The sequence below is a fragment of the Paraburkholderia sp. J94 genome (assembly GCF_905220285.1).
Lineage (GTDB): Bacteria > Pseudomonadota > Gammaproteobacteria > Burkholderiales > Burkholderiaceae > Paraburkholderia > Paraburkholderia tropica_A.
Genome location: NZ_CAJMZH010000002.1, coordinates 84,862 through 98,435, shown reverse-complemented (window position 1 = coordinate 98,435; position 13,574 = coordinate 84,862). Strand labels below are relative to the sequence as shown.

General features: G+C 60.2%; 8 protein-coding genes. All 8 read right to left on the bottom strand.

Going from position 1 to position 13,574, the window contains the following annotated elements:
* Positions 1-33 precede the first annotated feature (33 nt).
* On the bottom strand, positions 34-2,295 hold the full coding sequence (locus tag U4Y88_RS03830) for a DUF2235 domain-containing protein (RefSeq protein ID WP_321782359.1): 2,262 nt from the start codon (positions 2,293-2,295) through the stop codon (positions 34-36).
* Positions 2,296-2,414: 119 nt separating this feature from the next.
* The gene (locus U4Y88_RS03825) at positions 2,415-3,290 is read right to left on the bottom strand and encodes a hypothetical protein (protein ID WP_321782357.1); all 876 of its coding nucleotides are present in this window, start codon (positions 3,288-3,290) and stop codon (positions 2,415-2,417) included.
* A complete protein-coding gene (locus U4Y88_RS03820) occupies positions 3,280-4,230 on the bottom strand; it encodes a DUF4123 domain-containing protein (protein ID WP_321782355.1) in 951 nt (316 codons plus the stop codon). The genes U4Y88_RS03825 and U4Y88_RS03820 overlap by 11 nt, the downstream gene beginning before the upstream one ends.
* Positions 4,230-6,794: a type VI secretion system Vgr family protein gene (locus U4Y88_RS03815; RefSeq protein WP_321782353.1), complete on the bottom strand. Its 2,565-nt coding sequence runs from the start codon at positions 6,792-6,794 to the stop codon at positions 4,230-4,232. Before U4Y88_RS03815 ends, U4Y88_RS03820 begins: the two co-directional genes overlap by 1 nt.
* Positions 6,795-6,813: 19 nt before the next feature.
* Entirely contained in the window at positions 6,814-7,950 is a 1,137-nt protein-coding gene (tssA, locus tag U4Y88_RS03810; RefSeq protein ID WP_321782351.1) for a type VI secretion system protein TssA, read from the bottom strand.
* A gap of 1 nt (position 7,951) precedes the next feature.
* Complete coding sequence (tssH, locus tag U4Y88_RS03805) at positions 7,952-10,630, bottom strand: type VI secretion system ATPase TssH (protein ID WP_321782349.1); 2,679 nt, start codon at positions 10,628-10,630, stop codon at positions 7,952-7,954.
* A gap of 37 nt (positions 10,631-10,667) precedes the next feature.
* The gene (tssG, locus tag U4Y88_RS03800) at positions 10,668-11,753 is read right to left on the bottom strand and encodes a type VI secretion system baseplate subunit TssG (protein WP_321782347.1); all 1,086 of its coding nucleotides are present in this window, start codon (positions 11,751-11,753) and stop codon (positions 10,668-10,670) included.
* Positions 11,717-13,555: a type VI secretion system baseplate subunit TssF gene (gene tssF / locus U4Y88_RS03795; RefSeq protein ID WP_321782345.1), complete on the bottom strand. Its 1,839-nt coding sequence runs from the start codon at positions 13,553-13,555 to the stop codon at positions 11,717-11,719. Before tssF ends, tssG begins: the two co-directional genes overlap by 37 nt.
* Positions 13,556-13,574 lie beyond the last annotated feature (19 nt).

Genomic DNA, 13,574 nt, shown 5'->3' with positions numbered 1-13,574 from the left:
GAGAATGCCCCGCGCCGTGTTTTTACATTGCTTTTACAGCGCTGAACGCGCCTTTTGCATGGCGGCTTGATCGGCCGCCATTTTGTCGATGCGCGCTGCGTTCGCGTCATCTTCCTTGCGCTTCTTGTCTTCCGCATCGTAGTCGGTGACGCCGAATACGTCTTTGTCGCGGGTGCGGAAGTACAGCGAAGGCGCCAGAACGTGATCCTGCCAGCTGGTCAGCAGCGTGTCGTGGACGAGCATGTCGAACAGCGCCATGACGTCGTCGGGGAGTGGGTTCTTGCCGCCCATCCCTTCCTCCCACGCTTTCACCAGCGCAATCTGATTGGCGTCGAGAGGATCCTTGTGCGCGAATGCAGGCGCGAGAAAAAGCGGTGTGTACTGCATTTGAGTGTTGAATGAATGCGTGAAACGGCGCTGCTGTTCCGCTTCATACTCGGGCCGCATCTTGTCCCACTTCGACGTCATCTCCCTCGATTCGGCGTCCAGCCGCTTCCACACCGTCGTGTAGTTATTCGAAGGCGCGTGTGCGAACAGATCGTTCCAGTGCGCATCGGCGGCCTGCTTTTCCTGGCGCAATTGCTGGATCTTCGGTGAGTCCATCGGCCCACTGCCCTGCATTTCCCATTGCAACTTCGCGGCGGCCGCGCGGCGATCGTAATCGGCCTTTTCAACCTCCTTGCGCCAGTTCGCAACAGGATCGGTTACGGAGTGGCGGAAATCTGCGTCCTGGTAGCGAACTGCAATCCAACGCAAGAACGTTTCCGAATGCGGCAGGAAATCGACACCGGCGTTATTGCGCACGATCTTGCGATAAGCCTCGACCAGTTGCTTGATGCGGTATTGCTTGCCCTCGTAAGTGATGGGCTGAGCGATGGTGATTTGCTTGAAGAGCGCTGGCCGCACGTCATAGATGGTTTCGAAGTCAAGCATGGCACAGCCTGCCTTGAGTGCTTCGATCAACATGTCGCGGCACGGCAGGCGCATCAACTCCGCATTTAGACCCAGTGACCCCAGCGGCGCACCGCCGACCAAGTCGCAACTCGTTCCTGGGTAGAGGTATTGTTCAGCACGTGTCTTTTCGAGGCTATCGAGTCGCTGATAAAAACGCATCTCATGCGCCGCGGCGTAGTGCACACAACGCTTGACACTGGCCGGAATAGAAAGCGGAAAGTCCTTGTAGTCGGGCTTGATGGTACCGAGATAAGGAATCAGGCCAATGACTTCGCCCGCCTCCTCGGACATAATCGAAGAAACCGCATCGAACAGACCGACGAACTTGATTTCAATCGGCACGCCATCCACTTGCAGATCTTCGTCGTCGCGATGCTTGTACTTCTGTGCAATCCGGTTAACGAAAGCGCGCGCGAGCACGCATCCGCGGTCCGCGCCGAACACAGAAAGTTCGACTTTGCGAATTTTGCTAACCGGGGTCGGCCCTGTGCGCACGGCCTCGATTGCCGCTTTAAACTGATCCAATGCCGCAGCTAGCCGTGTGTCGACGCCCGTGCCAAAGTAAAAACTCATGGCTTGCGAGTCGCGCACGATGGCGACGTTCTCCATTATCACACTCGTGAAGACCTGGCGTACGACAGCCTGCGCCACCTTCAGCGGATTCTTCTTGATATCGTTCTTCGCATTCTTGTAGACGTGAACGACGCCTAGCTTCGAGCGCTCCCACAAACGTGCGGGCGACGGATCCAAAACATTGGCAACCCGGCGCATCGTCGCCGGAATGTCCTTGATATCTTTTTTGAAATCGTTATAAGCCTTCAGCAATGGACGGTACGAAAAATCTTCGGCGGACTTCTTGAATGCCTCCGTTGCGCGCTTCTTGGCGTCGAATTTATCGAGTTGATTCGCGCGCGTTGCGGAGTTCAGGACACTCTTTCCTGCGCCGAGAAGGTCCTTTCCTACCAGCGTCGCCGCAGCCACACTAGAGTTTATCCAGTCGTTGTTCTCGGCGTCATCGTTGAGATCAGTCCCAAGCCCCGAATAATAGAAGGCAAACCAGAACTGATTTGCGGGACGACCCAAATCCCGATTATTGCGATGTGCTTCCCACAGCCGTGCGATATTCGAGTACGAGGACGGATTATCGCTTTTCTTATCTTCGTCCTTGCTGCGACCAAAAGCGTCAAAAAATACGCCGATACGAATCGTCGCGCCGCAAGGCATGCAATCACCCTTCGGGTAATCGTTAGCCGTCATGCGGTTGACGGCGAGACGGACGCTTTGCGGCGTCGCGTCGTCAGGATCCAGTCTGGACGTATTCTTCCCTTGATCAGCGGACATCGTTTGATTCCTCGAGCGGGGGCATCAGCAATTCGTTCATGTTGTCATCGACAGGCACTGTCGCTAATGGATCGTGATTCGAATCACGCATAACGGGCAATGCCTGCATCACGCCGCAATTAGCCCGCATGTTGATACGTCTCGCGCGGAGGCGGCACCAGACCGTCGGGAATAGCAGGAACAGGAACTTTCGCGAACTGCTTGTTCCTCAATTGCTTCCGCACAGCCGGCTGCAAGCCTTGCAACGAGACGGCCAGCGCCCCTGGCTTTCCCTTATCGGCCTGAATGATTTTCTGTACAACGGGATGCGCGTCGAAATCCGCATTGATCAACAATGCAAAGTAGGCGTACTGCTCAAGATCGCGCTCATCGGTCAGACGATATTTGATCCACGCTTGCGCGACGACGCGCGCGATACGGCGATTGGCGTCGCCCAGCGTATCGTCGTAGCGATGATTCAGTTCGTCGCCGTGCTTCTGCATCAGTGCGCGAACGACTTCAACCACGGGCAGTTTCGAATTGGGCATGATGCTCGCCGGAAACTCGAGTTCGACATGACGATCCGGGAAAAAATGCACGCCGAGAATGCGGTCGCCTATCCGGCTCGGCTCGGGTGTATCGGGCAGCGTCACGGTCGTTTCTGCGTGAAATTTCTTTTCCTGACCTGCATGCCACTGATCGGCATCGTAGTAATCCCACGACACCCTGAACTGCGTGCCTTTCAACGCATAGCAGCACGAGACGCTACCGCCGCCGCCCGGCTGGCTATCGCCACCGCCCGTGGCCTTGTGGCCGTATTGGTCTGTGATCGTAAAGCCATCCAAGTTGTACGGCATGTAGTTGAGCGCCATTGTGGAAATGCTGCTGTAGCTCGGCTCGGTTTTCCCGCATGCATTAAGCGCAACACACAGCGCACCCGCAACAGCCATACGTGTCAGCAAAAAAGTCCCCCACTTCACGGTCAGCTCCTTGAATTCCTGAATATCATCCCGCACGAATCTCATCCCACGTCGCATCGTCGATAGCCTCGAACGCCTGCGCCGCGTCCATTTCCTTGCGCATCACCGCGGCCAGTTGCGCCTGCACGGCCGGATGCTCATCGAATCTCGGGCCAATCAACAGCCCTGTCATGACATACGCCGACAACGATTCATCGCCCGTAATCCGATACCGCCCCGAGCGCTCCAGTTGTTCCAGCGTTTGCTCGTAAAGCTCGATATCGCTGAGATGATCGAGCGATGTTCCCATCGTGACGCGAAACTTCAAGGCAAGCTTGTCGGCATAGCCAAGCTGCAGCAGACCGTCGTGCTGTTCAGCACTCAGTGGCGACACGGTGCGTGTGAGCGTAGGCGGCAACTCATTCCGCCACGTCGCCTCTTCGAGCCGCCGCGTGCGATATCCCATCTCGACAAACGGCCCGATAAATTCCCGCGCCTGCTTTTCGCTCCACACCTGCCGCAATCTCGGCAGCACATGGTTATCGAAAAAGAACAGGTAATACGCACGCCCATTAGGCAGTTCATACATGACGTAGCGGCGCAAATGCGCGTCGACTTGCTCGATCGAAAACGGCGACCAGATCCACGTCAACGCGTAAAGATCGACAGCCTCGCACCACAATTGCTCAAGCATACGCAGCCCGGCTTCATCGTTACCGAACAGCACGTGCGGATCGAATTCGATCAGATACGGCGAAATCTCGGGATATTCCTCGAGCTCGATACCTTTCCACAGCGACACATGGCGAAGGCGAGTCTCATTCGCGAGGCGTTCATGCAGATTTTGATAGCCGCGCGTATCCACGAGCAGATAAAGCCGCGCGTCGATATCCGCCTGCACGTAGGCGGTGAGCTTCGCGCGGAGACCACTCAACCACGCGGGCCATTCTTCCTGCCGCGCATTGACGACGTCTTCCTGAATATCCTGTTCGTTCATCAACCGACCTCAAGCATCGATTCGCGTCCGCTCAACGCATTGAGCACGCATTCCTTGCAGGTGGAATTCGGCATGGTCGGCAGCGGATAATTCGTGCTAGCCGGGCCTTCGAACGAATGCTGCGCGCCCTTGATGTCGATTTTGCCGGGCGCATGAATCTCGATGTTGCCGTCCTTGATGCGGATATACGCGCCGCCCGACGTCAACAGCAATTCCTTCTTCGCCGCACTTTCAACCTTGTCGGTCGCGGAAATCACCTTGAGCACTTTCTGCGCGGTGATTTCGACGTTGTCCGCGTGCGCCTGAATTTCCACTTTGCCTTGCCCCGCGAACAGCTTCATGCCTGCGTTCTGCGCAAACAGACTGAGCTTCTCGCGCGCGCTCGCAATCAGCGATTTTCCGGTCGCCACGTGCGTGCTCTGCCCGCTCGCCAGGCTGATTTGCTGGTCGGCGGCAATATGCGTCGATTGCTGCGTCGACAGCGCGATGCCTGCGGGACTCGCCATCAGCATTACGGGTTGCGAGAACGCATTCGCGCTGCCGGTGCCACCGCCCGCCGTATTGCCGCCGCTTCCAGTCGCCCCTTGCGCACGTTCCTGAGTGGCAGTGGTGAACGATTTCAGCGCACTCACGCCATCCGCGAGACTTTCCGCCTGCTGATTCGCGCTCGCTTGCGAAAGCGCGTCCATCATGTCCTGCGAACTCGTCAATTGCTGATGCGCTTCGGTCACATCGAGCTGCGCGCTCGCCGCCGATCTGGCATACGTCGAAACGTAAAGACCCTGCCCGGCCCGCACTGCGCCATACGCATCCGACTTCAAATCGAATCCGCTACCGAGAAATGCGCCGCGCGTATTGGCGTTTTGCGCAATCAAATAGCCCAGGTGCAATTGCGAATTCGCGCTGGTGCTATAAAGCTGCATGCGGTTCTGGCCCGTGGCGTCGTCGAGTACGAGCTGGTTATAACCGCTGCCGCTGTACTCCTTCGATTTATAACCGGAGAGCAAGCCGTTCGAATGCCAGTTCGGCGCAGTCGATCCGTTATAAACGCGTCCTGTCACGATGGGCCGGTCGCAATCGCCATCGAGCCAGTCGACGATCACCTCCTCGCCCACGCGCGGCACGTGCACGCTGCCATAACTGCTGCCCGTATCGGACATCGCCACGCGCAGCCAGCATGAGGCGTTCTCGTCGCTGCCATTAAGCCGGTCCCAATGGAAATGGACCTTGATGCGATTCAGCGAATCGGTATACACCTCTTCGTTGGCCGGTCCCACCACGATCGCCGTCTGCATCTGCATATCCGGCTTGTGATGTTCGAAGGCGCTGCGATACGGCACATTCTTGCGCTGCGTTTCGATTTGCGCGAACAGGAATCCTTCGCTGCCGTCCGCATGCGCGATTTCGAGTGCAGCCGAGGTGGACGTATGCGCTGCCTTGATTGCGGCGAGACGGCTTTGCAGGCTGTGCGGAAACGATTGCGCCTGCATCGTCGAAACCGGCAGATTGTTTTCGACGAACCATGCCGTTTCGATAATGGCGAATTCGCGATCCTGCTCGCTGTCCGCGTCGTGCGCGGGATGCCCGCTCAGTGTGAACCAGCGGCCCGCGTCGAGGTTGCGCACCGCGCCGCCGCCTTCGTAGCGTTTCGTGCGCGACTCCCACTCTTCCATGCGAAACGTCGAAAGCGCGTCGCCGCGCGCCTGATCGCCGAAACTATAGGCGCCGCTGTATTCATACACCTCGGTCTGCTGCGGAAGACTGCCCGCCGTGTCGAGCGTCGGCACCGACGTGCCTTTTGCATTGCTGCCCGTCGAAGGCGACTTGTAGTCGAACGTGCGCGTCGTGAGCGTGACACTCTGCAATGTGCGCGTGGCACTCCATTGCACGAGCGCATTCGTTTCGCTGTTCGTGCCCGCGCGATAGAACTGCACCGTTTGCGGAGAAAGTGCCGGCAACGCTGCCAGATTATCGATCACGACCAGCGTATGCGATTTGCCGTCGCTACCTTGCTCGAAGTAGCTATAAAGCCCTTCCGATTCCATGATGCGCTGGCAGAAATGCCAGTCGTCTTCGTATTGCACACAGAACGAACGCTGCGGCAGCGAATTCTGCAAAGCGAAGCGAAATGCACCCTGCGCCTGTGGGTGTGCGTTGAATACATCGGTAAGAATGGCGTCGGCGGTTTTGTCTTGCCAGATGCGCGCGTCTTTTCTGAATTTCAGAAAATGCTGCCAGGAAGCGAATTCGAGTTGATAGCTCGTCAAGCCGCTATCCGAACCGAGCCGGCGTGCTGTATGCACGTAACCGTGATGCGGCAGATACGATTTATCGGTCTGTTCGAACCAGAGCGTCACCGGCTGCGCAATCAGTTTCTTCAACGCGATATCGCCGCTGAGCGACACCGCATCCACCGTGAAGCCGTAATCGCGGCCCATGCGCGAACGGCCGATCACCCGCTGCGGCAGCAACGCGTTGTCGCCGAGCGGTGTGTCCAGTTTCAGCAATCGGCCGTCCTGCACGAGGCCGCCGCTGATGAGACTCATGATGTCCTGTGCGCCCATTTCGCTCACCGGGTGAAGGTCATTCGTCCGATTTCACGCCTAGCATCTCGCGAATATGCGCGAGCGTACTGTCGTCCTTGACCACTGTCGAAAGCCATTGATGCAGCGGCATGCCGGCCCACTCAGCCGCTTTATCGGCGAGATAGGCGACCGGGCTATGCGGCTCGGTCTGGCGGAAATAATCGGCCACCGCACGCAATTGCGCCACGGCGTCCGCGCGGCTTTCAATGCCGCCATGCGCGCGGGGTTGAATGCGAGTCGGAGTCAGCACATGTTCCTCATTGGGCAAAGGCGTCTTGAAGCTCGGCTCCGAGCGGTCCTGCGCGCCACGCGATGCAACGTGGCCGTCGCCCTGTGCGGATTGCTCCTCCACGGGCGGCTTCGGCGCGGCGTTCGGATCGACACCCACGTCGCGCGCGAAACGTTCCAGCAGTCGATACACATCGTCGTAGGCATTGCGCGTCTGGCGAAAGCTCGGCGCGGCATCACCGGCACGCCGTTCGAGTTCCGTATCGAGCGCGCCAAGTGCCGCTTCAAACGTTTTGAATTGCGCGAGCAGCGCTTCATAAAACGCGGGCGACGTGGCGCGTCGTGACGCGTCGATCTGTTCGACCGAAGGTTTGCCGCGCGCGATATCGGCGGCATTGTCGGGATCGCGTTTGATCGCTTGCGCGACGTGCTGCGCGACCTCCCAGTCGAGCGTGCTGAATGCCGTGCCCGATTGCGTGAGCGGCACCGCGCGCAGCAATTCCGCCGCGCGCCCCGCGAGCCACGCAACGTTGCCGAGGCGCGATTCCACGTCGTCGCCCTCGGGCAGCGGATGCACACCGTCCCAGAATCGCTCGACGAGGCCCGTGAGCACCGAGATGCCTTGCGTCAGGCCGGGCACGCCTTCCTGAATCGCGAGCGCCTCGGTGAGCCACACGGCGAGGCGCAGGTCTTTCGTCTGCGTGGCGAGCAGCGACGTGCAGCGCTCGATCACGAGCGGCCAGTCGGCTTCCTTGATGTCCGTGACCCATTCGCCCTGATCGAGCGACGGATCGTCGAAGCGGCGTGCGTAAGCAATCGTGTCGAAGTCCGCCGAAAACAGCAGGTCTTCGCCGCAAGGCGACGCTTCGTTAATAGGCGCGAGCAGCGCGGTGTAATCGTTCGACATATCAATTCACGGTGTATTCGAACTCGCCGGCCTCGCTGGCGCGCACCGTCACACGCGCAAGCGCGGTGCCCTGCGCGATGCGTTCGAGCACGTATTGCGCCAGTTCCGGCAGCAGCGTGCCGTTGAGGATGTGATCGACATTGCGCGCACCCGAGTCGACTTCGGTGCAGCGCGCGAGCACGGCTTCGACGAGCGTAACGTCCCATTCGAAAGCGGCGCCATGATTCGTTTCGATACGCCGGCGAATGCGTTCGAGTTTGAGTTCGATGATCTCGGCGAGCACGTCGTCGGAGATCGGGTAATACGGCACGACTTTCATGCGCCCGAGGAATGCGGGCTTGAAGGTCTTATAGAGTTGCGGACGCAGCAATTCGGCGAGCGCGTCGGCGTCGGGCAATTCCTCAGCGGCTTTATTCAGGCACGCCTGCATGACCGCCGACGAACCGACATTCGAGGTCAGAATAATCAGCGTATTGCGGAAATCGATTGCGCGCCCTTCGGCGTCGTCCATCGTGCCCTTGTCGAAAATCTGGAAGAACATTTCCAGCACGTCGGGATGGGCTTTTTCCACTTCGTCGAGCAGCACGACTGAATACGGATTGCGGCGCACGGCTTCGGTCAGCACGCCACCTTCGCCGTAACCCACATAGCCCGGCGGCGAGCCTTTAAGCCCCGACACGCTATGCGCTTCCTGATATTCGCTCATATTGATGGTGACGAGTTTGCGCTCGCCGCCATAGAGAATATCGGCGAGCGCGAGCGCCGTTTCCGTTTTGCCGACACCCGAAGGTCCAACGAACATGAACACACCGCGCGGCTTGTCCGGATCTTCCAGATTCGCGCCTGCCGTGCGCACGCGTTGCGCGATGGCTTCGAGTGCATGGTCCTGACCAATCACACGCTCGCCCAGCAGCGGATTCAGGTTCAGCACCGTTTTGATTTCGTCTTTCACCATGCGGCCGAGTGGAATGCCGGTCCACGAAGACACGACTTCGGCGACCACGTGCGCATCCACTTGCAACGGCACCATCGGACCTTCGCCCTGCAATGCATGCAATTGCTCGACGAGCGCAGGCAGTGCGGCGCGCGCTTCGTCGGCGTCCCGTGCGAGCGCGGCGTCGGCACCCGTTTCGCGCGAGGCGTCGATACGCGCGCGCAGCGCCGCGATCTGCGTGACGAGTTCGCGCTCCTGAGCGTAGCGCACTTCGTCCTCCGCGACTTCGGCGGCGCTGGCCTCGCGCTCCACCTTCAGCGCAGCGAGCCGTTCTTCGTGTGCCGCGCCATTCGCGGCTTCGCGTTCGAGCGCGGCAATTTCAGCATCGACGCGTTCGATATGGCGCTTGCCGTCGTCGATTGCACCGGGCGTCGCGCTATGCGCAAGCGCGACTTTCGCGCACGCGGTATCGAGCACGCTCACGGCCTTATCGGGCAATTGACGCGCACTGATATAGCGATGCGAAAGGCGCACGGCTTCAGTAATCGCCTCGTCGAGAATACGCACATTGAAATGCTTTTCCATCAACCCGGTCATCCCGCGCAACATCGAGGCCGCGAGCGTTTCACTCGGCTCCTCGATTTTCACGACCTGGAATCGGCGTGCAAGCGCAGCGTCCTTTTCGAAGTACTTTTTGTACTCGCTCCACGTGGTCGCCGCGATCGTGCGCAATTCGCCGCGTGCGAGTGCAGGCTTGAGCAGATTGGCAGCGTCATTCTGGCCAGCTTGACCACCCGCGCCGATAATCGTGTGCGCTTCGTCGATAAATAGCACGATAGGCTGCGGACTTTTCTTCACTTCGTCGATCACGCTTTTCAGGCGATTTTCGAATTCGCCCTTCACGCTTGCGCCCGCCTGGAGCAAACCCATATCGAGTACGCGCAGCGCCACATTACGCAGCGACTCCGGCACGTCGCCTTCCGCGATACGCAGCGCGAGACCTTCGACCACCGCCGTTTTGCCGACGCCCGGTTCGCCCGTGAGAATCGGGTTGTTCTGGCGGCGGCGCATCAAAATGTCGATGGTCTGGCGAATCTCACCTTCACGGCCAATCACCGGATCGACGCGGCCTTCGCGCGCGCGCTGCGTGAGATCGGTCGTATAGGTATCGAGCGCCGGTGTTTTCGACGGGCCGCCACTCGCTTGCGTCTCGCTGTCCGCATCCGATGCAAGCGGTTGCGCCGAAGCACGCTCGGCGTCGCGCGGCGCGGCCTCGACAGAACCTTCGGTCAATTCGTCGAAGCTGTGCTTGAGTTCAGCGACCGGCACCTCGGCCAGACGCGCCGACATGCGTTGCGCGAATTGCGCGAGATCGGGCGCGCTCAACAGCGCGAGCAGCAAATGGCCCGAGCGGATACGGCCGATCTGCGTGTCGAGCGATGCGATCAACCAGGCTTGTTCAAACAGCGCGATCAAATGCGGCGAGAACACCGGCGTGCGCGTATTGCCCGTCTTGAGCTGCTGCAATTCGCGTTCGAGATCGGCGCGCACGGCATGCGGATCGATACGCGACGCGCGCAGCGCGCACACCAGATCGCTCGCGGGTTCTTCGAGCAAGGCGAGGAACAGATGCTCCAGATCGACTTCGTAATGCCCGCGCGAAAGGCACGCGCTGGCAGCGCGCTCGGCCGCGAGACGGCAGGTGGAGTTGAGCTTGGTGATGAGGGTCTTGAGAGGCGTGCTCATGTCGTGAAGTCGGTCCGGGCGGAGTTCCAGTCAGTCGTCAGTGGGTGACATGCAATTCGTAATGCGCGTCGGCGCGGTCGCGATCGGCTTCGTGCGTGCAAAGGAACGCATCCCAGCCGAGGCGCGAGCCGCCGCCAAGCTGGCTCGGCCCGACCTCGTCACGCTGCAGCACGAGCCGCACTTCGTATTCGAGCGTCACGCGGCCCAGCAGCGTGAGCATGTGCTCCAGCGCGATTGCGCGCTCGCCGCCGGGCAAAAACGCCTCGTAATTCGCTTTGGAAAGCGGGCCGATCACGAGGCGCGCGCGCATGTCGCGCTGCCAGACGCGCTGACCCGCGAGCGCCGTCGCGCCCAGCGCGACGTTGCGCATGCCGAGCATCGAGAGTTGATCGGGCGGCACGTCATACCATTTGCCCACGAATTGCTCGATACGCACCGGCACGTTGAAATACTCGGACAGCGTGTTCTGCAAATACGCCGCCGACACCGGCCGATGGCGCGCGGCCGGCGCATAGCCAGCGATCGCTTCATCGAGCAATGCGCCGCGCCCGCCATGCAGACTCTCGCGCGAATCGTTGTCGGCCACACCCGCGAGTGCGAGCAACAAGGGCATATAGCGCTCGTCGCGGTCGAGTTCGTAATGGAACGGCAGACGATATTTCTTCCACGCCGAATAGAACAGCGCAGTCGCGCGATTCGAAAAGACGTCGAAGAATTCACGTGCGGCGCGATCGCGCTTGAGCTGCTCGCGCGCGATCAACTGCTCCGTATAGTGCAGCGGCAACGCACCCTGCCCGCCGAGCAAGCCAAAGAACGCGGGCGTGATTTCCACCTGACCGAGACGCTCGTCGTCGAGCGCGGCCGCGCGTTGTTCGGGTTCGGCGAGCCGCGTTCCCGCTTCGTCGTACGACGCGGCCTGCTCGATTTCGCTGGGCGGAAAACCCAGTGAAAGCGTGTTGCGAAATGCCACGCGATGCGCGAGCACGTCGCGCTGACGATCCTGCTTCTTGTCGACGAACCAGCGTTCGAGCAGACGCACCGCCTGAAAAAATTCGAAGCGGTGCGGTTCGTCGAGCAGACGCTCGATTACACGAGGATCGAATCGCCGCTGCGGGGCTTGCATCGCAGGATCTCCTCGCCGGTAAATTTCGAAATCACGACCAGTTGCACAAAACTGTTGATATGCACATACAGACCGAAGAACACATCGAGCACGCGCGCGAAAGTGCCGAGACTCGTGCCGACGAAATGGTCTTCGTCGACCGTCACGCGAATTTCCACGCCGCGCACGAACGTGGCGAATGGTTTGCCTGGCAGCCATTGCACGGCGGCGCGCTGCTCCACGTCGACGATGCCGTCGATATGCCGCGACGACACCGCGCTACGCCGCAAGTCGTAAAGCGCGAGCATTTCCTTGAGCGTGGTCGCGCCGCCGCTCGCGAGCGAAACGTGACTGAGCGCGAGATGAGAAATAAGGCGCCAGTGTGCGGCCTGGCGGCGCTCGAAACGCGCGCACGACGTGGGCCGCGCGAGCAGCGCAATCTGATTCGTGAGCGAGCCGCCTTCGAGAAACAGGTCGCCGCCTTCCAGACCCACGGCGAGACCGGCGGGTAAATCGCGGTTCGTGCAGGTGAGTTCGATACTCAGCGTATCGGTCTGTTCGACCGCCGGATCGAAATCGATATCGACGATCGAAATTTCGGTTTCGTAGCCGGGGCTCTTTTGCGCAACGGCTTCATCGCGCCGCGCAAACCAGTAATGGCCCGCGCGCGAGTTCTCGCCGTGGCGCAGCGAATAAAACGGCCGGAATTCAACCACCGATTCTTCATCGGCACGTTGCTGCACGAGTTTGACGGAGTCGATCGAATAGACTTCGTACGCGAATGCGCGGCGCGCCTCGGCCACCACCGGATACGCGATGCTCTGGTGATTGAGGCGGATCGGCTCGCCGTGCTGTTTGAAGAGATTGACGACCGGCGTGCAAAAGAGCCGCAGATGATGGGCCGCGAGCGTGTCGAGCAGGCGCGCCTCGTGCGAGTCGCCGCGCACTTCCTTGAGCACAACGTGCAGCGTAAGCCGCTGGCATCGGCCAGCGGCGGCAGCCATTGCGCCCAGATCGAAATCGACGAAATCGAATTTCGCGGGAAACGCGAAATACTCCGTGAGCAGGCGATACGCCGGATGCGAGCGCGAAGGAAAATCGATCAGCGCTTCGTCTTCGCCGAAACCGGCCTGACTAAACGGCATGTCCGGCAACGCGCGCCAGCGACCGCTGCGATCGGGTTCGACCCACGCGCCCAATGCGTTCACGAACAGGCAGTCGCCAAGCGCGGCAATAAACGATTGCTCGCCGTGCAGATAGGTGCGCAATTGCGGCAGTTTCAACGCCGCGAGATCGAGTTGCGGCGAGGTCGATTCGATCGTGATGGAAATGACGCCCGTGGCGTCGCCGGGCAGCACGATCGAACTGGGCGCCATCGCGACCGGCATATAGCGCGCTTCGCTGATGCGCACCGGCGCGAGCGTCACGTCATAGGCCGTGCGAAAACGGCATTGCACGCCACGCAGCGGGCGCGACTTCAGTTCAGTACCGCGCTCGATCGTGGCGGGCGCAGTGAGTTGCGCAAACGACGCCGTGGTGCCGAGCTGCGCGACGGAACAAGCGGGAAACGGCCGCAGATAATGCGGATAGAGGACTTCGAGCAGCGCCTCGGTGAACTCCGGGTAATCGTCGTCGAGACGCTTGTTGATGCGCGCGCCCAGCAGCGCGAACGACTCGATCATGCGCTCGACGTGCGGGTCCTCGCAGTGCTCGCCGCTCATCGCGAGCCGGGCCGCGATCTTCGGGTAGCGCTCGGCGAATTCGCGCGAATAGCGTCGCAAGAACGACAACTCGCGCTCGTAGTACGGCAACAACTCTTCCATCGCGACTCCCCGCCCCCCA